The sequence below is a fragment of the Streptomyces sp. B21-105 genome, assembly GCF_036898465.1.
Classification (GTDB): Bacteria; Actinomycetota; Actinomycetes; order Streptomycetales; family Streptomycetaceae; genus Streptomyces.
Genome location: NZ_JARUMJ010000001.1, coordinates 3,003,812 through 3,026,547 on the forward strand (window position 1 = coordinate 3,003,812; position 22,736 = coordinate 3,026,547).

At 70.3% G+C, this 22,736-nt stretch carries 20 protein-coding genes, 1 tRNA gene and 2 pseudogenes; 8 read left to right on the forward strand and 15 right to left on the reverse strand.

Annotated features, from left to right (window positions below; translation table 11 throughout):
- Nucleotides 1-25 precede the first annotated feature (25 nt).
- Nucleotides 26-267 (reverse strand): annotated as a pseudogene (locus QA802_RS13520) (DUF2277 domain-containing protein).
- A 98-nt stretch (nt 268-365) separates the two neighbouring features.
- Between QA802_RS13520 and QA802_RS13525 the strand changes: the two are divergent.
- Nucleotides 366-1,346 (forward strand): ketopantoate reductase family protein, encoded by a 981-nt coding sequence (locus tag QA802_RS13525; protein ID WP_334521712.1) that lies wholly within the window; start codon nt 366-368, stop codon nt 1,344-1,346.
- Here QA802_RS13525 and QA802_RS13530 read toward each other — a convergent pair.
- Nucleotides 1,321-1,890: a GNAT family N-acetyltransferase gene (locus QA802_RS13530; protein WP_334521715.1), complete on the reverse strand. Its 570-nt coding sequence runs from the start codon at nt 1,888-1,890 to the stop codon at nt 1,321-1,323. The genes QA802_RS13525 and QA802_RS13530 overlap by 26 nt on opposite strands.
- A gap of 124 nt (nt 1,891-2,014) precedes the next feature.
- On the opposite strand from QA802_RS13530, the gene QA802_RS13535 reads away from it, so the two are divergent.
- Both QA802_RS13535 and QA802_RS13540 read left to right on the forward strand, forming a co-directional pair.
- On the forward strand, nt 2,015-2,899 hold the full coding sequence (locus QA802_RS13535) for a serine hydrolase domain-containing protein (RefSeq protein WP_334521718.1): 885 nt from the start codon (nt 2,015-2,017) through the stop codon (nt 2,897-2,899).
- 72 nt (nt 2,900-2,971) lie between these two features.
- Nucleotides 2,972-3,301 (forward strand): annotated as a pseudogene (locus QA802_RS13540) (DUF8825 domain-containing protein); the annotation flags it as partial.
- Between the two features lie 194 nt (nt 3,302-3,495).
- On the opposite strand, the gene QA802_RS13545 reads toward QA802_RS13540, so the two are convergent.
- Nucleotides 3,496-3,570: transfer RNA gene (locus QA802_RS13545), tRNA-Val, on the reverse strand.
- 202 nt (nt 3,571-3,772) lie between these two features.
- On the opposite strand from QA802_RS13545, the gene QA802_RS13550 reads away from it, so the two are divergent.
- From QA802_RS13550 to QA802_RS13560, 3 genes are all read left to right on the forward strand, one after another.
- The gene (locus tag QA802_RS13550; protein WP_334521723.1) at nt 3,773-4,546 is read left to right on the forward strand and encodes a DUF4097 family beta strand repeat-containing protein; all 774 of its coding nucleotides are present in this window, start codon (nt 3,773-3,775) and stop codon (nt 4,544-4,546) included.
- A gap of 82 nt (nt 4,547-4,628) precedes the next feature.
- Nucleotides 4,629-6,023 (forward strand): hypothetical protein, encoded by a 1,395-nt coding sequence (locus QA802_RS13555; RefSeq protein ID WP_334521726.1) that lies wholly within the window; start codon nt 4,629-4,631, stop codon nt 6,021-6,023.
- A 141-nt stretch (nt 6,024-6,164) separates the two neighbouring features.
- Entirely contained in the window at nt 6,165-6,743 is a 579-nt protein-coding gene (locus QA802_RS13560; protein ID WP_334521729.1) for a DUF4383 domain-containing protein, read from the forward strand.
- Here QA802_RS13560 and QA802_RS13565 read toward each other — a convergent pair.
- From QA802_RS13565 to QA802_RS13575, 3 genes are all read right to left on the reverse strand, one after another.
- Nucleotides 6,731-7,888, reverse strand: coding sequence for an amidase domain-containing protein (locus tag QA802_RS13565; protein WP_334521732.1), 1,158 nt, complete (start codon nt 7,886-7,888; stop codon nt 6,731-6,733). The genes QA802_RS13560 and QA802_RS13565 overlap by 13 nt on opposite strands.
- Nucleotides 7,889-8,027: 139 nt before the next feature.
- Nucleotides 8,028-9,314 carry a polysaccharide deacetylase family protein gene (locus QA802_RS13570; protein ID WP_334521735.1) on the reverse strand — a complete coding sequence of 429 codons (1,287 nt, stop codon included), beginning with the start codon at nt 9,312-9,314 and terminating at the stop codon, nt 8,028-8,030.
- A 49-nt stretch (nt 9,315-9,363) separates the two neighbouring features.
- Nucleotides 9,364-11,541, reverse strand: a complete 2,178-nt coding sequence (locus tag QA802_RS13575; RefSeq protein ID WP_334534596.1) for a transglycosylase domain-containing protein — start codon at nt 11,539-11,541, stop codon at nt 9,364-9,366.
- A 285-nt stretch (nt 11,542-11,826) separates the two neighbouring features.
- On the opposite strand from QA802_RS13575, the gene QA802_RS13580 reads away from it, so the two are divergent.
- Nucleotides 11,827-12,045, forward strand: a complete 219-nt coding sequence (locus tag QA802_RS13580; RefSeq protein ID WP_334521738.1) for an FmdB family zinc ribbon protein — start codon at nt 11,827-11,829, stop codon at nt 12,043-12,045.
- Nucleotides 12,046-12,091: 46 nt separating this feature from the next.
- On the opposite strand, the gene QA802_RS13585 is transcribed toward QA802_RS13580, so the two are convergent.
- The 3 genes from QA802_RS13585 to QA802_RS13595 are packed head-to-tail and all read right to left on the reverse strand — an operon-like array spanning nt 12,092 to nt 16,661.
- Nucleotides 12,092-12,910, reverse strand: coding sequence for an HAD family hydrolase (locus QA802_RS13585; RefSeq protein WP_334521741.1), 819 nt, complete (start codon nt 12,908-12,910; stop codon nt 12,092-12,094).
- The gene (locus tag QA802_RS13590; protein WP_334521744.1) at nt 12,910-15,474 is read right to left on the reverse strand and encodes a phosphoribosyltransferase; all 2,565 of its coding nucleotides are present in this window, start codon (nt 15,472-15,474) and stop codon (nt 12,910-12,912) included. The genes QA802_RS13585 and QA802_RS13590 overlap by 1 nt, the downstream gene beginning before the upstream one ends.
- Nucleotides 15,475-15,494: 20 nt before the next feature.
- On the reverse strand, nt 15,495-16,661 hold the full coding sequence (locus QA802_RS13595) for an HpcH/HpaI aldolase/citrate lyase family protein (protein WP_334521747.1): 1,167 nt from the start codon (nt 16,659-16,661) through the stop codon (nt 15,495-15,497).
- Between the two features lie 175 nt (nt 16,662-16,836).
- Here QA802_RS13595 and QA802_RS13600 point away from each other — a divergent pair, with 175 nt between their 5' ends.
- The gene (locus tag QA802_RS13600; RefSeq protein ID WP_334521750.1) at nt 16,837-17,583 is read left to right on the forward strand and encodes a TerD family protein; all 747 of its coding nucleotides are present in this window, start codon (nt 16,837-16,839) and stop codon (nt 17,581-17,583) included.
- A 48-nt stretch (nt 17,584-17,631) separates the two neighbouring features.
- Here the strand turns inward: QA802_RS13600 and QA802_RS13605 are convergent, their stop codons facing one another.
- The 6 genes from QA802_RS13605 to QA802_RS13630 form a co-directional block, all read right to left on the reverse strand.
- The gene (locus QA802_RS13605; RefSeq protein ID WP_334521753.1) at nt 17,632-18,369 is read right to left on the reverse strand and encodes a TerD family protein; all 738 of its coding nucleotides are present in this window, start codon (nt 18,367-18,369) and stop codon (nt 17,632-17,634) included.
- 100 nt (nt 18,370-18,469) lie between these two features.
- Nucleotides 18,470-19,618: a DUF475 domain-containing protein gene (locus QA802_RS13610; protein ID WP_334521756.1), complete on the reverse strand. Its 1,149-nt coding sequence runs from the start codon at nt 19,616-19,618 to the stop codon at nt 18,470-18,472.
- A gap of 235 nt (nt 19,619-19,853) precedes the next feature.
- The gene (locus QA802_RS13615; RefSeq protein WP_107444158.1) at nt 19,854-20,429 is read right to left on the reverse strand and encodes a TerD family protein; all 576 of its coding nucleotides are present in this window, start codon (nt 20,427-20,429) and stop codon (nt 19,854-19,856) included.
- A 165-nt stretch (nt 20,430-20,594) separates the two neighbouring features.
- Nucleotides 20,595-21,170: a TerD family protein gene (locus QA802_RS13620; RefSeq protein WP_319169744.1), complete on the reverse strand. Its 576-nt coding sequence runs from the start codon at nt 21,168-21,170 to the stop codon at nt 20,595-20,597.
- Between the two features lie 113 nt (nt 21,171-21,283).
- Entirely contained in the window at nt 21,284-21,742 is a 459-nt protein-coding gene (locus QA802_RS13625) for a peroxiredoxin (protein ID WP_319169745.1), read from the reverse strand.
- Between the two features lie 193 nt (nt 21,743-21,935).
- Nucleotides 21,936-22,373 (reverse strand): DUF3052 domain-containing protein, encoded by a 438-nt coding sequence (locus QA802_RS13630; protein ID WP_057583034.1) that lies wholly within the window; start codon nt 22,371-22,373, stop codon nt 21,936-21,938.
- Nucleotides 22,374-22,736: the final 363 nt, after the last annotated feature.

Genomic DNA, 22,736 nt, shown 5'->3' on the forward strand with positions numbered 1-22,736 from the left:
GCCCGACGGCCGTGGTCGGCCCCGGTTACGACGCGTGCGTCGCGGCGGGGCGGCGGGACGCGCCGCGGACCTCAAGGCCGTCCAGGAGTTCCGCCGTGGCTGCGGCGACGGCCTCCACGGCCCGCTCGAACACCTCCCGGTTGTGCTCGGCGGGGCCCGGAAACCGGACACCTTGCGGACGTACTGCAGGGCGGCGGCGCGCACCTCGTCCTCGGTCGCCTCCTCGGGCAACGCGGGCGGACGCAACGTCTTGATACTCCGGCACATGCTCACAGTCTGCCCCCGCCCGCCCCTCCTGTGCCACGATCATCTTTCTGGCGGCCACCGCACTCGCAGGGCCGACCGACGAGAGGAACCACGGCACCATGCCGCACGACATACGCACAGTCGCCGTCCTCGGCCCCGGCGGGGTGGGCGGGCTGCTCGCCGCCCTGCTGTCCCGCGCCGGGCTCCGGGTGACCTGTCTGGCCGGCGAGGACACCGCGACCGTTCTGCGCACGGAGGGCATCCGCGTCCGCAGCGACACGTTCGGCGACTTCACCGCCTCCGTCGACGCGGACACCGAACTGCGGGCACCGGTCGACGCGGTCCTGATCGCCGTCAAGCACACGGCGCTCGACGCGGCTCTGGCCCGCGTGCCCGCCCCGGTGCTCGGCGACGGCACCCTGCTCGTGCCGTTGCTGAACGGCGTCGAGCACCCGGCCGTCCTGCGCGCGCACCACCGCCCCGACGGGGTCGCCCCCGCCGTCATCCGCGTCGAGTCCACCCGCGTCGCCCCGGGGGTGATCGAGCACGGGAGTTCGTTCGCGGAGATCGACCTGACCGGCGACGCGGTGCCGGGCCCGCGCCTCGACGCGCTCGCGCGGACGCTGACGGCGGCCGGCCCGACGGTCCGCGTCCTGCCGGACGAGACGGCCGTCCTGTGGGCGAAGATGTCGTTCCTCGCGCCCTTCGCGCTGCTCACCACCCGCCATGGGCTGCCCCTGGGGGAGGTCCGCACCCGGCATCGCGAGGAGCTGGCCGCGCTGGTCGAGGAAACCGCCGCCGTCAGCACCGCCTGCGGCGCACCCGTCGACCCGGCCGCGGCCCTCGCACGCTACGACGTCTTCGCCCCCGGCATGAAGTCGTCCATGCAGCGTGACGCCGAGGCCGGCCGTCCCCTCGAACTCGACGCGATCGGCGGGGCGTTGCTGCGCGCGGCCGAACGGCACGGGGTGGATGCGCCGGTGACGGCGCGTCTGGTGAGGGAGTTGACGGACGCCCACGGGACGGCCGCGGCCCGACCCGGCGTCATCCGACCCGGCGTCACCCGACCCCACGTCACCCGACCCGGCGCTCCTCGGTAGGAGTCGGCCGGCGGCGCAGGTCGACGTACCAGTCGTTGGAGGTGATCGGGTTCCCCCTGGGGTACTCGAACGCGACCTCCCCGAGCAGCGTGAACCCGGCTTTGCGGCACACCCAGTTGGACGCGGCATGGTCCACGGCGGGAAAGGCGTGCAGAGCCGGGCGACCGCCGTCGGCCCGCCGTACGGCGTCCACCAGGGCCCGGGCGGCCTGGGCGGCGAGCCCTCGGCCCTGGAACTCGGGCAGAATCGCCCAGCCCGTCTCCCACACCGCTTCGCCCCGCCACTCGCGTCCCCAGTAGCCGATCGAGCCGACCGACCGGGTCTCGCCGTCTGCCGCCGACACGATCCGGTACATGCGCCCGGCAGGCAGCTCGAGGTACCGCCGGTGCCGGTCCGCGAGCTTCTCCTCGCTCTCCGGCCCGCCCAGGTGGCCGGTCATCTCCGGGCTGTTGGTCCGCCGCAACAGCCAGAAGTCACCCTCAGACCAAGGCACCAGCCGTACCTGTCCCGTGCCCGTCCCCGCGTCCGTCTCCGCGTCCTCCATGGCCGTCATCCTAGGTGCGGGTACGACACCGGCCGGGCCGCGGCGGCGGGTCGTACGATCATGAAACGCCCGGGCGAACTCGGCCCCGCCGCCGCCCCGTTCACGGCCGAAGGAAGAAGCACGCATGTCCGTTCCCGTCCTCGGCGCCGTGTCGCGAGTGTCGTCGCTCGTGCGCCGCCGCGTTCCGACGTGTGTGCTCACCCACGCCGGCCCGCCGACCGCCGACGACGGTCACGCCGTCGACCGCCATGTGCCCATCGCCTCGCTGACCAAGGTCGTCACCGGCACGGCGCTGATCCGGATGGCCGCGGCGGGAGTGCTGGCCCTCGACGATCCGCTCGAACGCTGGCTGCCCGCGGTCCCCGCCACCGGCATCACGCTGCTCGACCTCGCCCGGCACGCCTCGGGCCTCCCCCGGCTGCCGCCGGGCCCCCTTCCGGGCCGGGATCCGTACGCCGCGTTCGATCTCCCCGCGCTGCACGCGCTCCTCCCCCGGCTGGACACGCTGGCCGTTCGTCCGCCGGGAAGCGAGGAGGAGTACTCCAACTTCGGCTACGCGATCCTCGGCGCGGCCCTGACCGCCGCGGCCGGGACGACCTACGAGGAGCTGGCGTCGGCGTACGTGCTGCGCCCTCTCGACATCACGGAGATGACCGCACAGCCCGCCCCCGAGCGGTGTCTGCAGGCCCCGGGGCTGTTCGGCGGGTCGCGCAGGCCCTGGACGATGGACGGCGCGATCCTGCCGGCGGGAGGCTTGTGGGCGACTCCCCGCGCCGTGGCCGACCTGGTCGTGCGGCTCCTCGTGGAGCGACGGCTGGGCGATCCCGCGCCGTCCTGGATACGGACCGGCTCGATGGTCTGGCACAACGGGGCGACCCGTCTCGCGTCGCTGTTCGCCGGGGCCCAGGACGACGGGAGTTGGGTGGTCGTCCACCGACTGAACGCGGAACCGGAGGACACGGACCGGCTGGGCGTCACACTGCTCCGCCAGGACCACCGACCGGACTGATTCGAACGGTCGTTCACACGAACACCGCAAAGGAGCTCGCTACTCAAAATCGAACAGGCGTACCATTGGCGTGTGGCTACGACCTATGACTTTCCCAGCGACCTGCGCGCCGGTCAGGAGGAGCTGCATCAGGTCCGGGCCGAGCTGTCGGCCCTGCTGAAGCGGCTCCCCTGGTCGGTCGAGCCGCTGGACGGCTACAGCGACACCGGCGGCTGGCGCAAGGCCGAGCGGCCCGCCTCGCCCGGCTGGACGGCGGACGAGCAGGCCGAGGTGGAGAAGCTGCGGCGGCGGGAGCACGAGCTCGCGGTGTTCGTGACCTGTCACCGCTTCTGGGCGGAGGTCGCCACGGCGGACCGCGTCGAGGCCCGCATGACCCTCAAGCACGCCCCCGACCCATCCCCGGACCCATCCCCGGATCCATCCCCCGAGCCCTCCCCTGACCCCGCCCCCGAGCCAGCCCCCACCCCTTCTCCGGACCCGTCCCCCGAGCCGCCCCCCAGCCCCGCCGCCGGGCAGGCCTGACCGGATACGCCGACGGCCCCCCGGGATACGGGGGGCCGTCGGCGGCGGCGACCCGGCGGGCGGGTCGTCGTCCTTGGTGGGCGCGGACGGTTTCGAACCGCCGACATCCTGCTTGTAAGGCAGGCGCTCTACCCCTGAGCTACGCACCCAGGACACGAGCCGACAGCCTACATCGCCGCGGCGCATGCCCCGCAAACCCGTATCGGGCGTATCGGGGTTACGGATCGGGGTCAATCGGGGTCATGGGGGGGTTACCCCCACCCCGGATCCGGGAGTGGGCCGGATCGTCCGCGGGCTCGCGGCTGCCTACCGTCGTAAACGCATCGTCAGGCAGCCCAGGGGGAGACCACCATGGCCCGTACGACCCGTTTCGCCCGCTCGGTCCTCGTCACCGGGGCCGTCGTGGCCCTCGCCGCCGGCGCGACCGCGTGCGGCGCCTCCGCCTCGGACGACGACCACCCCGACCACCGGACCTTCGGCGTCGCGGGCGGCACCCTCACCATCGACTCGGACGACTCGGCGCTCGAGATCGTCGCGTCGGACGACGCCGAGGCCGGCAAGGTCGACGTCACCCGCTGGTTCAAGGGCTCCGTCGTCGTCGGCGGTAAGCCGAAGGTGACCTGGTCGATGGAGGACGACCGGCTGACCCTGCGGACGCACTGCTCCGGCCTGGTCGCCGACTGCGCGGCCAAGCACCGCATCGAAGTGCCCCGGGGGATCGCCGTGAAGGTCGAGGACGACGACGGCAGCGTCCGGGCGAGCGGATTCCGGGACGCACTGAGCGTGCACGCCCAGGACGGCTCCGTGCACGTCACCGACTCCACGGGGCCGCTGGAGCTGCGCACGGACGACGGTTCGGTCCGTGCCGAGGTCGCCTCCCGCTCGGTGACCACGCACACCCAGGACGGCTCGGTGCGCCTCACCCTCAGCACCGTCCCGGACCGGGTGGAGTCCGTCAGCAACGACGGCTCGGTGACCATCGCGCTGCCCGCTGCCACCTACCGGGTGACGACCGAGACCGACGACGGCGGGGTGGACGTGTCGGTGCCGCGCGACGAGTCCAGCAGCCACGTGGTGAACGCTCGCAGCGCCGACGGCAAGGTCACCGTCCGGAACGCGAACTAGGAAACTTTCCGGCCCGTGTGTTCGTCCTTAACCGGTGGGAGAATGACACCGGGCAGGGCGGATCACAGCACGGGAGAGGGATGTGACGGCGACACGAGCACGGTCGTACTCGCCGTCGCCGCCGCGCGCGGACCGTTCCGCGCTCACGGCGCTGAAGGACTCCCTGGTCCTCCTCGCCCTCCCGCTGGCAGCCGCGCTGGTGCTGCCCGCCGCGTTCGCCGGCGGCGGCACCCGGCGCTGGTTCGGCGGGCGTGCGGAGGAGCAGCGCGCCGAGGCCCAGGCCGCGAAGGACGCGGCGGCCGCCGCGTTCTACGAACTGGACAGCGCCCAGCGGGATCTGCGGATCTCGATCGAGACCATCAAAGCGGTGGACGACTCGCCGGCCGCCCGCCGTGCGGTCTCCGACTTCGAGGCCGTCGGCGCGCGCATCGACGAGGCCAGCCACCAGTACATCGAAGCGGTGGACGCCCACGACCTCGACCGGGACGACCTGGAGGCGTCGGCGGCCGCCCAGGCGCGCGACCGGCTGACCCGCGCCAATGAGGAACTGGTCCGCGTCAAGCAGGAGCTGGACCGGTTCGCCGCCGGACTGGGCCCGCTGCTCGGCAAGGCCGAGACGCAGCTGGCCCGGCTCGCGCCGGCCGTGGAGCGGGCCCGGCAGGCGCTGCTGGCCGCCTCCGGCGCCCTGGACACGGCCCGCGGCGGCGGCCTGCGGGCGGACGATCTGGCGGCCCGGCTGGCGGCGCTCGCGCCGGAACTGACGATGCTGAACCAGGGTGCGGGCAAACACGGGGTGCCGCAGACCCTGGAGCGTGCCGAGCGGGTCGCGCGGGAGGCGGAGGCGGTCCGCGCGGAGGCCGGACGGCTGCCGGAGCGGGCCGCCGAGATCGACCACCGGCTGGTCTCGCTGCGCACGCGCGCGCAGGCGCTGACGACCCGCTCCGGCCAGGTGGATCCGGTGCTGAGCGAGCTGCGCCGGCGGTTCACGGCGGCCTGCTGGCAGGATCTTCAGCACGTTCCCGACCAGGCCGGGGAGAACGTCCGGCAGGCCGAGGCGAAGCTGGCCGAGGCGCAGGCAGCGCGGGACGCGCAGCGCTGGCCGGACGCCACCGCGCTGCTGTCCACGGTGCGGGCGCTGCTGAACACCACGGACGAGGCGGTGTCGGCCGCCGGTGACCGGCTGACCAGGCTGAACGCGGTACAGAAGGATCCGCAGGCGGAGATCGACCGGACCCGGTTCGCGATCCGGGACGCCCAGCGGCTGGCCATGGCGGGGCGCAACACCCCCGACCCGCGGCACGCACGTCCGCTGGACGAGGCGGTGGCGCGGCTGGAGCGGGCGATCGGCACGCTGGAGGACCGGCACCCCGACTACTGGCACTTCCTCACCGAGACGGAGGCCGTGCGGCAGGCGGTCGGCGGCACGGTGGCCCGGATCCGCGAGGAGCGCGGCACCGGGCACGGCACCGGGCACTGACATTGCCGCTGCCGCTCGACGGGCGGATATTGGATGACGAGGGCACGTGCGGGCATTCCGGGCAGGTGATTCCGGGCACGTGACGTCCTTCTGTCGACATGTCGGGCATGCCGGGTATGTCTCACCCATCGGGAGGCGGAGATGGCGACGCACGCACTGCGTTCCGGCTCGAAACGGCGGATCAGGATCGACGACCATCTGCCCGTCGATCACCGGCTGAACCTGGTCTACCGGATCGGCGCCGGGCTGATGGGCCTGGGTCTGGTCGTCTTCGGCGTCTTCGGGATCGTCGACAAGATCGGCTTCTTCGACACCGGTGGGGACGAGGTGTGGAGCCTCAACACCAACGGCGCGCTGAGCTGGCTGTCGGTCGCGGTCGGGCTGCTGCTCGTCGCGGGCATGGTGATCGGCGGGAACGTCGCGTCGACGCTGAACATGGTCTTCGGCGTGCTGTTCATCCTCAGCGGGTTCCTGAACATGGCCCTGCTGGAGACGGACTACAACTTCCTGGCCTTCGAGATCCAGAACTGCATGCTCAGCTTTGTGATCGGCATCCTGCTGATGGTGTTCGGGATGTACGGCAGGGTGGGGTCCGTCCTGCCGCACGACAACCCGTACTGGCGGGCCCGTCACCCCGGGGAGGGACGGGACCGGCCCGTCACCCCGGGGAGTGACGGGCCGGCCGGATCAGGGGCGGTGGGCCCCGATCAGGTGCGGTAGGCGTAGAAGTACGCCGTCGGGTAGGAGGCGACGAGGCTCGCCACCGACCTGCGCAGGGTGTTGTTCGAGTGGTACGTCACGTACGGCACGCCGCCGCTCTTGGCGGTGACGATCATCGTGTGGTCCTTGGACCCGTCGCGGTCGAAGTCCATCTGGAGGACGTCGCCGACCTCGAGCTGGTAGACGTTGGCGAGCGGCTTGGTGCGCTTGGAGTTCTGGGCGAACCAGGACCACTCGTTGACGCCGACGAACGAGTCGGACTGGATGTCGGCGTTGCCGAACCACTTGGTGTAGTCGTACACGTAGCCCGGGACGTGCTTCCAGCCGCCGGCCTTGAGAGCCTGGCTGACGAAGTTGGTGCAGTCGCCGCCGGCGCCGTGGCCGTTGTAGTCCGGGTAGTCCTTGTTGTACGTGTACACGTACTTCTCGGCGTACGCCGCCATCGCCTTGTAGTCGTAGGCGGTGCCCGTCTTCGGCACGGCGGCCGGGTTGCGGGTGGTCGCCGCCTTCGGGGCGTTCGGCATGGTGTCGTCCGCCGTCGCCACCTTCACCGTCGGCGTCGGCTTGGAGAGCGTGTTCACCGCGAGGCCACCCTGGTCGGTGTCCCGGATGGTGGTGAGCTGCCAGTCGCCGTTCCGGTCGGCCTTGAACGTCAGCTCGTGCTTGGCCTGGAATCCGGTGGTCTTGGGGGCGCTGCCGCGGGTCTGGGCGTAGGTCAGGGTCGTGGTCTCGGTGACCTCGGCCTTGGCCGTGCGGCCCGTCACGCGGGTGGCGTTCAGGGTGACGGTGGTGGCGGCCTTGCTGTACTTCTCGCCCGCCTTCGCCAGCTTGTCCTTGCGCGCGCCGAGCGTGGACAGCGCGGCGTTCTCGGCGCGGGCCGTGCCGGAGGACAGCTTGACGTCGCCCGAGAAACCGTTGGTCAGCGGCTTGGACCGGTCGCCCTGCGCGCCGGTGACGAGCGCGTCGGTACGGTCGGTGAAGACCGCGTCGGCCAGCTTCTGGAAGGTGGCCTTCGTCCTGGCGTCGACCGTGGGGTCGTCGACGACCGCGGCGCCCGCGGACCAGTTGGGCAGCAGCGCCACTCCGGCGACGACCGAGGTGGCGGCCGCCCCGAGTATCGCGACGCGGCGCCGTGTCGCCTTCAATTTCCTTGACTTCACTGATGTTTCCCCTCTTGCCCCGGCGACGGGAATGCCGAGGAGGGCATCCTTGCACGGGGTGTGTGGCTGTTGTGAAGGGGGTTGCGGTTGAGGTTTGGTTACTTCACCCGCCGTCCCCCGGCGGTCACTTGACGACCGTCGACCAGTCCGGGCTCTGCGCGGGATCCAGCGTGCGCAACCGCTCCAGAGTGGCGGGTGACTGGACGTCCATCCAGTCGGCGAGCTCCTTGAAGGACACGCACTTGACGTCCTTCTTGGTGCACACGCTCTCGATGGTCTGGTCGACGGCCTTCATGTAGATGCCGCCGTTCCATTCCTCGAAGTGGTTGCCGATGAAGAGCGGGGCCCTGCTGCCGTAGTACACGCGGTTGAAGCCCGCCATGTAGGCGTCGGCGGTCTCCTGCTGCCACTGCGGGTACTCGGCCGGGTTGCCCTCGACCTCCCCCTTGGACTGGTTGTACAGGAAGTTGAAGTCCATGGACAGGCCCTGGTACTTGCCGCCCTCGTACGGGAGCATCTGCAGCGGAAAGTTCCAGATGCCGTCTTTCTTCGCCGGCCAGATCTGGAAGTCGCCGGCGGAGGACGCGTCGTAGCGCCAGCCGTAGCTCTTGGCGGCCTTCAGCAGGTTCGCCTGACCCTCCAGGCAGGGCGCCCGGCCGCCGACGACCGCCTTCTTGAAGTCGAAGGGCAGCGGGGCGATGTCCTTGTAGCCGGTGTTGGTCTTCCAGTTCTCCACGAACTTGTAGAACTGGTCGATCTCGCTCTTCCACTCCTCGACGCTCCAGTCGCCGCCGCCCTTGGCGCCGCAGAAGTGGCCGTTGAAGTGGGTGCCGATCTCGTTCCCCTCCTTCCACGCCTCGCCGAGCTGTTCCAGCGTGGTGCGGATGTGTTCGTCGGTGGGGAAGCTGATCGCCGCCGAGCCCTTGGGGTGCTGCGGCGGGGAGTACAGGTCCTTCTTGCTCTTGGGCAGCAGGTAGATGCCGGTGAGGAAGAACGTCATGTGCGCGTTGTACTGCTCCGCCATCTTGCGGTAGTGCTCGAAGAGGCCGTCGTCGCCCATGAGGGCGCCGTCCCAGGAGAAGACCACGAACTGGGGCGGCTTCTCGCCGGCCTTGAGCGGGACCGGCTTCAGCCCGCCCTTCTGCGGTCCGGTGTACGAGGTGGATCCGTCCCCCAGGACACGCGTCCTGCCGTCCCACGCCGGCTCCTCGGTGGCCCCCGCCGACGCCTTCTTGCTGTCCCCCGAGGACGCGGTCGGCTCGGTGTTCGCCGTCCGGTTGAGCACCAGATATCCCGCCACCAGGGACGCGACGACGAGAAGCGCCGCCAGCGTCAGGAACCCCGGGTGTGTGGCAGCGGGGTGGCGCGTTGTTGCCGGGGCCTTGCGGCGGCGGCCCGACGGTGACTTCATGTGCGGCTCATTCTCCGGATTCTGGGGACGCGGACGGCCTGCTCGGTGGTCAGCCGAGCGGGCTCATGGCACCTGACCAGATGCCGTACGGGACGCTTTTCTGGGACGTGCCTGCGATGCCTTTCAGGGGAAGCGGTTCGAGGCTCTTGGTGAGGTCGATGCGGTAGACGACGACCGCCGTGGACACGGACTTGGCGGTGCCGACGAACCAGGCGGCGGTGTCCTTCTGGGTGGTGCCCGCCTTCCCGGCCACCCGGGAAGGCGTGTCGGGCGTGTCGCCGGGGTGGGCCGTGCGGAAGGAGTCGGCGAGCGCGGAGCTGACCTCCCGGGCCACGCGCGCGCTGATCGCACGGTCGGCGGTCGGGGTGTCCACGACGAGCTTGGTGCCGTTCTTGGTGATCAGCCGCACCGAGTACGGCTCGGTGTGCTTGCCGTCGGCGGCGAAGGTGGCGTAGCCGCTGGCCATCCGGATCGCGCTGGGCGTGGCGCTGCCCATGGTCAGGGCCGGCACCTGCGCCCCGAAGCTGGAGGGCAGCAGCCCGGACTTCTCGGCGGTGGCGCGCACCAGGTCCAGGCCGGTGTCCATGCCGAGCTGCATGAACGGCGTGTTCACCGACTGCTCCAGCGCCCGGTGCAGGGAGATCTGCCCGTAGGATTTGCCGCCGTCGTTCCTCGCGGCCACCTGCTTGCCGCTGCGGTCCCAGTAGGGGCCCTCGGGCGTCTTCACCGGCACATTGTCGTTGCCGTCGTACAGCGACTCGCCGGTGACGGGCGTGGTGTCCCCGTCGCGGGTCTTGTGGACGCCGTGCTCGAGTCCGGCCGCGTAGACGAACGGCAGGAAGGCGCTGCCGGCCGGGACGGTGGTGGCGTTGGACTCGTTGTAGCCCTGCGTACGGTGGTCGGGGCCGCCGTACACGGCGAGGATCCGTCCGTCGGCGGCCACCGAGGAGGCGCCGTAGTGGGCGGCCTTCGCGTCCTTCGGATCGTCCTTGAGGGCCTTGTCGCGGGCCTTGGTGACGGCCTCGGTGAGCTGGGTCTGCCGCTTCTTGTCGAAGGTCGTGTAGATCTGGTAGCCGCCGAGGTCGAAGTCCTTGTCGGAGATGTTCCCGGCCTTCTTGGCGTACTGGGCGGCGAGTTCCACCAGGTAGTCGCTCTGCTCACCGGTGTCGTACAGCGGGTTGGCCTTGAGCGGCTCGGGGAACTTCGTGTAGGTGGCGCGCTCGGCCTTCGACAGCTTGCCGATCTCGACCATCCGGTCCAGGGTCCACGACCAGCGCTCGACGGCCCGGGCGCGGTTGGCGGGGCCGAGGGTCGGGTCGTACAGGCCGGCGCCCTTGAGGAGCGAGGCGAGGAACGCCGCCTCGCTGGCGTTGAGCTCGCCGACGTCCTTGCCGTAGTAGGCCTGGGCGGCGCGTTGGATGCCGTAGGTGCCGCGGCCGAACCAGCTGGTGTTGAGGTAGCCCTCGAGGATGTCGTCCTTGCTCATCTGGTTGTCGAGCTTGAGGGAGATCATCGCCTCGGTGAACTTGCGGCTGAGCGTCTGGTTCTGGTTCAGGTAGACGTTCTTCACGTACTGCTGGGTGATCGTGGAGCCGCCCTGGGTGTCGCCCTGGCCGATGGTGCGGAACAGGGCCCTGCTGATGCCCCTGAAGGAGATGCCGGGGTCGCTGTAGAAGCTCGCGTTCTCCGCGGAGAGCACGGCCCAGCGGACGTCCTCGGGGATGTCCTTCAGCGGCATCGCCTGCCGCTGCACCCAGCCGGTGCGGGCCATCGGCGTCCCATCGGCCCAGAAGTACACGTTGTCCTGCTGTGTGGCGTACGTGTTGAGATTGTCCGGGATGTCGGTGGCGGCGTAGGCGACGACCAGGAACATGGTGCTCAGGCCCAGGGAGGTGAGGACCGCGCCGAGCCAGTGCCGCCAGGAGGGTATCCAGCGCCGCCAGTCGTCACGGCCGGGTCGCGGGTACTGCGGGCGCAGTTTGCGGGCGTACGGAGTGACACGAGACACATAGGGCGCCAGCACGGCGAGAAGCGGGACGAGTCGAGGCCCCAGAGCCGCAGATATGCGGACATGCAGGGACGGCTGGGGGGCTTTGCGCCGGTTCTTCGACGAACGCGTCTCGTCGCCGGCGCCCCCCTGGGATATGTCCGGCGCAACCGGTATGTCCGACACACGCAACTGCATGGTCTCGTCCGGCTGGAAAGCGGCCGGCACCTTCAACTGCATGGTGGCGTCCGGCTCTTGGGGCTCCTCCCCCTGCCCCGTCTGGGTCACGACCCGTCTCCCTCCCGCACTCCGTATTGCTCGCAGGCAGACGTACAGACTGATGAGGGCCTGACATGGTTGCCGTTGACGCGGCCGCAAACAGGGAACCCTCCGACCTCGGGGTTCAGCGCGGCGCTCTCAAATTACCAGCGCCCTTCGCAAATTCTCCACATAAGAAAGTGACAGAAGTGAACAGAGGTCAAACTGCTGTCACCGTCTTCGAGCACCGGGGCTTACTCTGACGGCATGCCTCGCTACGAGTACCGCTGCCGGACCTGCGGCGACACCTTCGAACTGAGCCGCCCGATGGCGCAGTCGGCCGACCCCGCCGACTGCCCTGCCGGGCACGACGATACGGTCAAACTTCTGTCAACGGTGGCCGTCGGCGGAACGAGGTCCGCCCCCGCGCCCCAGACGGGCGGCGGGGGCGGAGGCGGCTGCTGCGGCGGGGGCTGCTGCTCCTGACCGCTGTCACCGACGGCAACCCCTGGGCCACCCTTCACGGGAACCGTTACGCGGACCACCCTCCGCGGCAGCTCTTCAGGAACTCGCGCAGGATGCGCTCCCCGGCCAGCACGCCGCGCTCCGGCAGGGCCGTGATCCGCGGAGCCGCCCACGCCGCGTCGGCCAGCTCGCCATGGCCCGGCCGCCAGCCGCGGTCCGCGGCCAGCAGCAGGTCGGCGTCGAGCAGCGAGTCGCCCGCCGCCAGCGTCAGTTCGGCGCCGGTGCGGCGGGCCACCTCGCGCACGGCCGCGCTCTTGGTGAGCGGCTTCGGCACGGCGTAGATCTTGCGGCCCTGGAGGGACACGGTCCAGCCGCGGTTCTCCGCCCAGGCCGCCAGCTCCTTCACCCACTCCTCGGGCAGCAGCTCGCGCTCCACGACGAGGTAGGCGAACAGGTCCTCGGCGACCCGCTGCTTGCGCAGCCACAGCGGGTCCGCCGTCTTCGTCAGGTACTCCTGCACCTCCGCGAGCGGCGCGCACTCCTCGGCCAGCCGCGCCAGCACGCGTGCGTGCCAGTCGTGGTCGGTCGCCCCGTCGACGAGGAGATGGCCGCCGTTGGCGCAGACCGCGTACTTCGGCGGCGGCCCGGGGAGGTTGATGCGCTGGTACTGCTTGCGCGTCCGGGTGGTCGTCGGCATGAACAGCGCGGCGTCCCCGAGGTCGGTGAGCAGCTGCGCCGCCGTCTCGGTCATGAACGACAGCGGTCTCGCCTCATGCACCTCCACGCACAGCAGCCGCGGCGCCCGCGCGTCCGGCATGGTCAGTGCCAGCGCCGCCGCCGAGTAGATGAGCGTGCGGTCGAGGTCGCTCGCCACCAGAACCGGCATCAGACCGTCACCGCCTTGCCGTCGGCGCCGGTCGCGCCGCGGGTGAACTGCGGGTGGATCAGCCCCACGCAGGTGTACGGCAGGCCGCCGACCTCCTCGACGGGCACCCCTCGCTGTCCGGCGAGCAGCCGTACGTGGTCCAGGTCGGCGCCCGCGCCGGCGCGCGCCAGGATCTTCCACGGCACCCGGCGCAGCAGCACCCGGGTGGTCTCGCCGACGCCGGGCTTGACCAGGTTGACGTCGTGGATGCCGTACTCCTCGCTGATCCGCTCGACCGCCGCCCAGCCCTCCCAGCTCGGCGTGCGGTCACCGGCCAGCAGTTCCTTCACCGCGCCGCCGACGGCTTCCGCGACCTCGGGGAAGCGGGCCGACACGGCGTCCAGGAAGTCCGCCGAGACGTCCGCGCCGGCGAGTTCGCGGTAGAACTTCGCGCCGTGGAAGTCGTCCGGCCCGACCAGGTCGGCGCGCAGGACGGTCCGTGAGATCAGCCCCGAGACGGTCGAGTTGAGGCAGGCGGACGGAATGAGGAAGTCGTCGCGGGTGCCGTACGTCCGCACGCAGGAGCCCGGGTCGGCCAGCACCGCGATCTCCGGGTCGAAGCCGACCGCGCCGCCGCCCGCCTCGAACTCCTCGATCGCCGCGGCCAGTTCGCGGGTGATCGCGCCCTTGCCGGTCCAGCCGTCGACGAACACGACGTCCCGCGGGTCGTGGTGGGCCGCGAGCCAGCGCAGCGCGTTGGCGTCGATGCCCCGGCCGCGCACGATCGACACCGCGTAGTGCGGCAGTTCGAGACCGTGCCGGAACTGCGCCCAGCGGCGCATCAGCACGCCGACGGGGGTGCCGGCGCGGGCGAGCGAGACGAGGACGGGCCGCGGGGACCGTTCGGCGATCACGGTCTCCGTGACGACGCCCACGGCCTGCGCGATCCGCGCCGCCGAGGTCTGAAGCGCCGCGTGGAACAGCTCCTGGTACTGCTCGCTGGGCTGGTACTCGACGGGCAGCGACTCGGCGTAGTGCGCGCCGCCGCTCTGGATGGCCTCCTCCCGCTCCTCGGTCGGCGCCTCCAGCGTCACGTCCGAGAGGTCCTGGAGCAGCCAGCCGACCTCCTCGGGCGCGTACGAGGAGAAGGCGGGGCCGCGAAGGGGCTCGGGCAGCATGTGGGGTCTCATTTCGGGCAGTGCGGCTGCGTACAGCGGTTCGGGGACGTACGAGGGGACGACCGCGAGGACGACGTGCGGGGTGTGCGCGGCGAGCCGGGACAGAAGGCCGTCGGGGGCGTGCAGCAGCGGGGTGTCCGCCACGGAGTCCACGACGGCGACGACGGCGTCGAAGCCGCCGCCTGCGACGTTATAGGCATAGCGCTCGCCGGCGCCGTCGGCGGGGTCGTCGTGGGCGGGGAAAACGATTCGGCTGCGTATCGCGTAGCCGGGGTCGTCGACCGCGAGGACGGGCGAGCGGGTGGTGGTCGAGTAGCGCACCTCGGCGGGCAGGGCCTCCTCCAGCTCCCGTGCCAGCCGCAGCGGCGTGTACATCAGCTCCTCGAAGCCGAGGACGAGGACGCTCCGGGCGTCGTCGGGTATCGCCTCGGCGAGGCGGGCCGCCATCGCGGGCAGCGCGGTCTGCAGCCGGTGCCGGTGCTCCGGCGTGAAGCCGTGCCGGCCGCCGTCGGGGAGGCCGCGCGGCCAGTGCAGGTCCACGCGGGTGAGGCGGCCGGGGGACCTCGGCTGCCGGGCGGCGCGGTCGTCGTCCGGGCCGGGGGCGCCGTCCGGATGCGGGTCCGTCGTGGCTTGTCGCGCGGTTCCCCGCGCCCCTGGGGACGACCGCTCACCGTTCGCGGCGGCCTCGGCCTCGTGCCGGGCGACGAGTTCCTGCCCCTTCTCCAGCACCCCCTCCGGCAGGAGCACCGTGCCCGAGGCGGTGGCGACCAGGTCCACCCGGGCGCCGATCTCACGGGCGAAGTCGTCGAGGCGGCCCGCGTCGGCCGCCGAGCGCATGTCGACGAGGGCGACGACGACGTACCGGTCCCGCGGATAGCGCCCGTGCAGATCCCGGATCGTGTTCAGCACCGTGTTGCCGGTGGAGAACTCGTCGTCCACCAGCACCAGCGGGCCGTCGCCGACCAGCAGCGTCGGGTCCTTGGGCAGCAGCAGGTGGGAGGTGGCGTGGGAGTGGGACTCCTCGAAGCCGCCCGCCGTCGCGACGCCCGGGACCGGACGCCGGGTGGAGTGCAGATACGGGGCGACGCCGACGCCGTCCGCGACACAGTGGCCGAGACCGGTGGCCGTCTCCGCGTAGCCGAGGACGACGGCCTTCGCCGCTTCGTCGGGGCCGAGCAGCTCCCGCACCCGGCGGCCGAGGGCGAGGCCATGGCCGTGGACGACCGCCGGGGACTGCGGGACGTGCTTGCCCAGGACGTGGGAGACCAGCAGATGCGCCCGCTTGGGGTTGCGGCGCAGCGCCAGTCCCAGCATCTCCGGCAGCGCGTCGTCGCCCACCAGTTCCAGTCCGAGCCGCTCGGCGACCCAGCTCCCGGACCAGACCCCGTTGTTCACTGCGTTTCTCATGCGTCCCTAGATCGTTGGGTTCAGCCGGGGATGCCGGCTGCGAGCAGGTCGACGAAGCTGACGTCCTCGTGCGCGACGCCGAAGACCTCCGCGCGGAGCATGGTGCGCTCGGCCCAGGCGCGGTGCGGCTTCACCTCGTTCATCTTGTTCGTGTACTGCGACCGCAGTACACCCCCACCGCCGCGTTCCGGCCGCAGGATGTCCGCCGCGTCGCTGTACTCTTCGTGACTGACCACGGACAGCGCGTGCACGGCCGGCACGTGCGAGGGATGGATGCAGGTCTTGCCGAGCAGGCCGTTGGCCTGGTCGAGGGAGATCTCGCGCAGCAGACCGTCCATCGCGTGCTCGATCAGTCTCTCGCGCAGCTCCACCGCCTGCCCCTCCAGGAAGGGACTGTGCCGCAGCATCGGCTTGAACATGCGCTCGGGGACCCGGAAGTACTCCCACACCGGCCCGGTCACCGTGAACCCGCTGCCGTCGGCCCGGCCGAGCATGTTCACCACGTCGGCGATCACCGAGGCGACGATCTGGACGTCGTAGGCGGTCATGTCGGGCGCCCGGCGCAGTCCGTACGCGGAGCAGAAGTCGGTCACGCCGAGGCGCAGCGCGAGGACCCGGCTGCGGTACTTGTCGACGGCGCGAGCGATGCCCTCCAGGGCGTCCACCCGCGACTCGCGGTACATCAGCTCCGGCGTCTCCAGCACGGGCATGCCGAACAGGCGGTGCCCGCTCGCCGCCTCCGCGCCGGCCAGCGCCTCCAGGAACGGGATGCCCCGCTCCTCGGTGAACTTCGGGAACACGAACCCGCTGAGCAGCCTTACGGAGCCGCCGAGCCGGCGGACCAGGTCGGGGATCTGCTCGGGCGTGCGCACCCGGATGAAGAGCAGCGGCGGCTCCACGCCCGGCCGGTCCGCGAGGTCGGCGAACTGCCGGACGAGGTTCTCCTCGCCGGCCTCGACGTCGTCGTCGCCGATGGAGTCCTCCAGGCACAGCACCATCGACACCACGCCGCGCCCGGTCTGCTTGACGACGTCGTCCGCCAGCCGGGGCCGGGTGGCCGGGCTGTAGAGCGTGGCGCCCAGGGCGGCGGAGAGCAGCCTGGCCGGCGAGTCCGGGTCGAAGACGCACGGCTCCCGGTGGAAGAGGCGCTGTCGCACCTCAGGGGCGAGGTGCCCGAAATGACGCATAAATCTCCCCCGTGATGCAAGGTATGGCATGGATTCGGCAAGAGGTGGCCGGTAATAGTACGTAGGGATCCATGTCCCGGGTTCCCCCAGGGCATGAATTTCAGGTAACTCGGCCATGCAGGTCGCCGAGTACCCCGCGTTGTCGTGAGCAGGCCCGAGAAGGCAGGATGACCGCATGACGCACGCGATGCTGAAGGGGTCGAACGTCCCGCTGAAAGCCACCACGGTGCGCGCCGTGCTGCGCTGGACCCCCGGGCAGGGGGTCCCGGACGTCGACGCCTCCGCGCTGCTCCTCGGTCTCGACGGTCGTGTGCGCTCCGACGAGGACTTCGTCTTCTACAACCAGCCCCGGCACCCGTCCGGGAAGGTGTGGCGGCTCGGCAAGAAGCGGGTCTCCGAGGGCCTCACCGACACGATCCAGACGGATCTGTCCGGTGTCGAGTCCGGTGTCGGCCGTATTCTCCTGACCGCTTCGGCGGACGGCGTCACCTTCGACCGCGTACGTTCCCTCACCATCGAGCTGTATGACGCGACGCGCGACGGCGCACCGCTGGCCACCTTCGACATCCGCCCCGAGACGGGCCAGGAGACGGCCCTGATCTGCGGCGAGCTGTACCGGCGCGGGGAGGGCTGGAAGTTCCGCGCGCTGGGCGAGGGCTACTCCAACGGTCTCAAGGGGCTGGCCACCGACTTCGGCATCTCGGTCGACGAGTCCGAGGAGGCCGACGTCCCCGAGGCCGCCACGCCGGCTCCGCAGACGCCCAGCCTGTCGCAGCCGCTGCCGCCGGAGCAGCCTGCGTCGGCCGTCCCCCAGCAGCCGCCGGCCTACGGCTACCCGGCCAGCCTGCCGACCTACGGCTACGGCTACCCGGACGGCTCGTTCCGGCTGCCGCCGCAGGGACCGCAGTTCGTCGGCCGGTGACGTGAGGGGCTTCAGGCCCCGGCCCGGGCTTCAGGCCGGGCCCGGACCCTACCGGTCCGCCTTCGTCTTGTAGCCGCGCCCCCACTGCAGTCCCCACCCGTACAGCCGGTCCAGCTCCGCCTGGAAGCCGTAGACGAACCGCACCTCGCGCCGCACCATCAGTTCGCCCTTGACGTTCTCGATCATCACCACCGCGCAGGAGCGGGCCTCGGGGTGCCGCTCGTCGAGGCCGATCTCGATCCGCGGCCCGTTGCTCGGGTACAGGGTGACGATCGCGTGGGTGCGGTCGAAGGCCGGCGTCTGGTCGTAGATGTACACGAAGACGAGCAGTCGTTTTATCTCGTCCCGGTGGTCGAGGTTGACGTACATCGTCTCGCCGGACGCCGACCCGAACCGGTCGTCTCCGCTGAGCTTCACGTACGGCGCCCCGTTCACGTCCCCGAGCAGGCCGCCGAGGGGCTGCACGACGCCCTTCGTCCCGTCGGCCAGCTCGTACAGGCAGCCGAGGTCGAGGTCGACGTTGACCATGCTCTGGCTGTGCCCGACGACCTCCGGCGGCCGCAGCGCCTTGAAGGGGTGGCGCAGCAGGCTCTCCCGCTGCGGCCCGCCGATGTCGGACGTCCGCATCCGCCAGGCCAGGTTGACGCGCAGGTTGCCGGTGGCGGCCCCCTGTTTGGTGAGGGAGACCTGGCTGTGCCGTTTGGTCAGCTCGATCGCGTTCGTGGCCGCGTTGCCCGAGTCGAAGTCGGTCGCGCGGCTGCCCAGGAGCCCGTCGAAGATGCCCATTTCCCGCCCCCACGTCCACTGATGAAACCGGCGGGGCGGCCGTGGAGGACAGTTTCCTCACCGGCCGCCCCGCTCAGAGCGTTCCTCCCGCAGGAGGTGATCACACCCCGGACGAGACCTCAGTCTTCTCGTCCGGGGCCGTCGCTTTTCCCTCTGCCGCTGCCAGCGCCTTGTTGCGGCGCACGGAGGACCAGAAGGACCAGGCGATCAGGAGGACACCGACGAGGCCGGTGATGACCTCGTGGATCTGGTACTGAATGGTGATCATGAGGAGCACCGCGAGGGCGCCGATCGCGTAGTGGGCGCCGTGCTCGAGGTAGACGTAGTCGTCGAGGGTGCCCTGGCGGACCAGGTACACGGTGAGGGACCGGACGTACATGGCGCCGACGCCGAGACCGAGGGCCATCAGGACGATGTCGTTGGTGACGGCGAACGCGCCGATCACACCGTCGAAGGAGAAGGACGCGTCCAGCACCTCGAGGTAGAGGAACATGAAGAACGCGGCCTGGCCGGCGAGGACGACCGCCGGGCGCTGCTTCCCGCTGCGCGCGGCCTCTTCCTCCGCCTCGTGCTCCCGCTCCTCCTCTTCCTCGAGCTTGTCCTCGAAGTAGCCGGAGAGACCGCCGACGATCATGTACGTGATCAGGCCGGCGATGCCGGAGATCAGGACCGTCTCCGCCTTGTCGACGTGCGCCCCGCCGTGCTGATGGGCGTGGGCGGCGAAGGTGAAGGAGGTGATCAGCAGGACGATCAGCGCGATGCAGACCGACAGCATGTCGACCTTGCCGAGCTTGGCCAGCGGGCGCTCGATCCAGCGCAGCCACTGGATGTCCCGGTCCTCGAAGATGAAGTCCAGGAAGATCATCAGCAGGAACATGCCACCGAACGCGGCGATCGACGGGTGGGCGTCGGTGACGAGCTGCTGGTACTTGTCCTTGTCGTTGAGGGCGAGGTCGACCGCGTCGATCGGGCCGATCTTCGCGCTGATGGCGACGATGACGACGGGGAAGACCAGCCGCATGCCGAAGACGGCGATGAGCACACCGATCGTGAGGAAGATCTTCTGCCAGAAGGCATTCATCTTCTTCAGGATTCCGGCGTTGACCACCGCGTTGTCGAACGACAGCGAGATCTCCAGGATGCAGAGGATCGCCACGATGCCGAGGGCCTCCCACCCCCCGTAGAAGGCCGCTGCGACCAGGCCGAGCGCGGTGATCGCGAACGACCAGCCGAAAGTTTTCAGAAGCACTGGCTACCCAATCCTGTGTCGGGGGTCCCCCCAGTCGAAACTGAGGGCGGGTCTCCCCCGCGCCGTACTCGGCTTTACGAAACGTTGACTTCCAGCTGCGAAGTCTAAGGGTCGACTGCTCCGTACGGGGCGGGCGGCCCCGTACCGATCGGTAGCCGGGGCTCCGTGCGGAATGCGAAACGCTTCCAGGACAGGCCCCAGGGGTTCCTAGCAGGTCTCGGAGGCCTGGGAGGCCCTAGGAGACGTTCACCCCGAAGTCGAGCGCGATGCCCCGCAGACCCGACGCATACCCCTGTCCCACGGCTCTGAACTTCCACTCGCCCTGATACCGGTAGAGCTCGCCGAAGATCATCGCGGTCTCGGTGCCGGCGTCCTCGCTGAGGTCGTAGCGCGCGAGTTCCTGGCCGTCGGCCTGGTTGACGACGCGGATGAACGCGTTGGAGACCTGTCCGAAGGTCTGGCCCCGCTCGTCGGCCATGTGGATGGAGACCGGAAAGACGATCTTGTCGCACTGCGGCGGCACCTTGAGGAGGTTCACGATCAGCGACTCGTCGTCGCCCTCGCCCTCACCGGTGAGGTTGTCGCCGGTGTGCTCCACCGAGCCGTCCGGGCTCTGGAGTTGGTTGTAGAAGACGAACCATTCGTCCCCCATGACCCGCCCGCCGGTGCACAGCAGAGCGCTGGCGTCCAGGTCGAAGGGGGCTCCGGTGGTGGAGCGCGCGTCCCAGCCGAGTCCGACCATCACCTGCGTGAGGTTCGGCGCGGCCTTGGACAGGGAGACGTTGCCCCCCTTGGCGAGCGTGACGCCCATATTGCTTGTCCTCCCCTAGGTCATGCTCAGGCAGTCTCTTCGGTTGTTCTGCTCGGTTGTTCTGCCCTCCCCCGAAGGGGGGACCCCCGGCGCCGCCCGTGAACGGTGCGGCGCCGGACGTCGGACGATCAGGTGACTCGGGTCGTGCGTGCGGCTGCGGGTGACTCAGACGTTGACGCCGAAGTCCTGCGCGATGCCGCGCAGACCCGAGGCGTAGCCCTGGCCGATGGCACGGAACTTCCACTCGGCGCCGTGCCGGTACAGCTCGCCGAAGACCATCGCGGTCTCCGTGCTCGCGTCCTCGCTGAGGTCGTAGCGGGCGATCTCGGCGCCGCCGGCCTGGTTCACGACGCGGATGAACGCGTTGCGGACCTGCCCGAAGGACTGCTGCCGGTTCTCGGCGTCGTAGATCGACACCGGAAAGACGATCTTGTCGACGTCGGCCGGGACGGTGGCGAGGTCGACCTTGATCGCCTCGTCGTCGCCCTCGCCTTCACCGGTGGTGTTGTCACCGGTGTGCTCGACCGAGCCGTCGGGGCTCTTGAGGTTGTTGAAGAAGACGAAGTTGGCGTCACTGGCGACCTTGCCGGCGTTGTTCACCAGCAGCGCGCTGGCGTCCAGGTCGAAGTCGGTGCCGGTCGTGGTGCGGACGTCCCACCCCAGACCGACGATGACCGCGGTCAGGCCCGGGGCCTCCTTGGTCAGCGATACGTTGCCGCCCTTGCTGAGGCTGACTCCCACGAGCTCCTCCATTGGTTTCTGGGGCGGGGAGCCCCGTACTGCGTCGGATATCGGATCAACGAGTCGATCCTAGTGACGGGTTCCCGAAGCACGCAGGCCCTGGGGCCGATGAATCACAGGGTGTCGAGTGCCTTGACGTACTCGCCGAGGTCCCGGGCGTCCGGCAGGGCGTTGACGACCGTCCAGCGCACGACGCCCTCCTTGTCGATGACGAAGGTGCCGCGCACCGCGCAGCCCTTGTCCTCGGCGAAGACGCCATAGGCACGGGACACCTCGCCGTGCGGCCAGAAGTCGCTGAGCAGCGGGTACTCCAGGCCCTCCTGCTCGGCGAAGACGCGCAGGGTGTGGATCGAGTCGTTGGACACGGCGAGCACCTGGGTGTCGCGGTCGGCGAACTGCGGCAGGTGGTCGCGCACCTCGCACAGCTCCCCGGTGCAGACGCCGGTGAAGGCGAAGGGGTAGAAGAGCAGGACGACGTTCTTGTCGCCCCGGAAGTCGGAGAGCTTCACGGCCCGGCCGTGGTTGTCCTTGAGCTCGAACTCGGGGGCCTTGTCGCCGACCTGGATCGCCATCGCCTGGATGTCCCTTCGGTGGGGCTGTCTGGGTGGGACCCACCCTACGCAGCGACCGCCGAAGGCCTACGGACGGCCCGCAAGACCGCTGGACGGGCCGGAAGGCCGACGGACGGGCCGCAGGGGCCGACGGACGGACCGGAAGGCCGACGGACGGGCCGGAGGCGTGAGCCCGGCCCGTCCGCACGTCACATCACTTCTTGGACTTGGCCGCCTTGGGCGTCACCAGCCGGCTGCCGCTCCAGTCCTTGCCTACGCTGACGCTCTTGCTGGCCGACAGACCCGCAGTCGTCGCGGCTTCGGAGATGTCGCTCGGCTCCACGTATCCCGTACGGCCGGTCTTCGGCGTCAGGAGGAGGATCGACCCGCCTTCCTCGATGTACGTGGTGGCGTCCACCAGCGCATCCGTCAGGTCTCCGTCATCGTCGCGGAACCAGAGCACCACGGCGTCGGCGACGTCGTCGTAGTCCTCGTCCACCAGATCGCTGCCGATGACTTCCTCGATGGACTCGCGGAGCTCCTGGTCGACGTCGTCGTCGTAGCCGATCTCCTGGACCACCTGCTCGGGCTGGAAACCCAGCCTGACGGCAGGGCTGGTCCGCTCCTCCGCGTGGTCCGCGGTCGCGCTCACGGGTTGCCTCCTGATCTTGATTCGGATGGGGTTCCCCCGGGCCCGTCCAGGGCGTGGGGGGAAACTGAGCCACGCGCGTGCGCGAGGCATTGGCCGTAGTCCACACGGACGGGGCGGATCGCGCAAGTACCCGGCGGTTCGGACCGCCGAAACGGTGACGATCCTGGCCGTCTCGACGCAACTCCAGGCAGACGATGCGGACGGATGGTGACGTACACCACACCTATCTGCCCTGTTTGCGCATTTGAGAACCATCCAAGGGTACGAGATTCGAACGGGCTCCTGTTACCTAGGGGTAGAGATGACGTTTGCAGCGCGTAGGTACACGATGGGGCGGTGCAGGCACCCGAGGGACAGGCGGAG

What these genes read in the sequence shown, in the direction of transcription:
- QA802_RS13625 (WP_319169745.1), bottom strand. Translation starts at nt 21,742, where the DNA reads ATGGCGATCCAGGTCGGCGACAAGGCCCCCGAGTTCGAGCTCAAGGAC.
- QA802_RS13570 (WP_334521735.1), bottom strand. Translation starts at nt 9,314, where the DNA reads ATGAAGTCACCGTCGGGCCGCCGCCGCAAGGCCCCGGCAACAACGCGC.
- QA802_RS13590 (WP_334521744.1), bottom strand. Translation starts at nt 15,474, where the DNA reads ATGAGAAACGCAGTGAACAACGGGGTCTGGTCCGGGAGCTGGGTCGCC.
- QA802_RS13595 (WP_334521747.1), bottom strand. Translation starts at nt 16,661, where the DNA reads ATGCGTCATTTCGGGCACCTCGCCCCTGAGGTGCGACAGCGCCTCTTC.
- QA802_RS13550 (WP_334521723.1), top strand. Translation starts at nt 3,773, where the DNA reads ATGGCCCGTACGACCCGTTTCGCCCGCTCGGTCCTCGTCACCGGGGCC.
- QA802_RS13525 (WP_334521712.1), top strand. Translation starts at nt 366, where the DNA reads ATGCCGCACGACATACGCACAGTCGCCGTCCTCGGCCCCGGCGGGGTG.
- QA802_RS13600 (WP_334521750.1), top strand. Translation starts at nt 16,837, where the DNA reads ATGACGCACGCGATGCTGAAGGGGTCGAACGTCCCGCTGAAAGCCACC.
- QA802_RS13535 (WP_334521718.1), top strand. Translation starts at nt 2,015, where the DNA reads ATGTCCGTTCCCGTCCTCGGCGCCGTGTCGCGAGTGTCGTCGCTCGTG.
- QA802_RS13605 (WP_334521753.1), bottom strand. Translation starts at nt 18,369, where the DNA reads ATGGGCATCTTCGACGGGCTCCTGGGCAGCCGCGCGACCGACTTCGAC.
- QA802_RS13585 (WP_334521741.1), bottom strand. Translation starts at nt 12,910, where the DNA reads ATGCCGGTTCTGGTGGCGAGCGACCTCGACCGCACGCTCATCTACTCG.
- QA802_RS13580 (WP_334521738.1), top strand. Translation starts at nt 11,827, where the DNA reads ATGCCTCGCTACGAGTACCGCTGCCGGACCTGCGGCGACACCTTCGAA.
- QA802_RS13575 (WP_334534596.1), bottom strand. Translation starts at nt 11,541, where the DNA reads ATGCAGTTGAAGGTGCCGGCCGCTTTCCAGCCGGACGAGACCATGCAG.
- QA802_RS13560 (WP_334521729.1), top strand. Translation starts at nt 6,165, where the DNA reads ATGGCGACGCACGCACTGCGTTCCGGCTCGAAACGGCGGATCAGGATC.
- QA802_RS13530 (WP_334521715.1), bottom strand. Translation starts at nt 1,890, where the DNA reads ATGGAGGACGCGGAGACGGACGCGGGGACGGGCACGGGACAGGTACGG.
- QA802_RS13615 (WP_107444158.1), bottom strand. Translation starts at nt 20,429, where the DNA reads ATGGGCGTCACGCTCGCCAAGGGGGGCAACGTCTCCCTGTCCAAGGCC.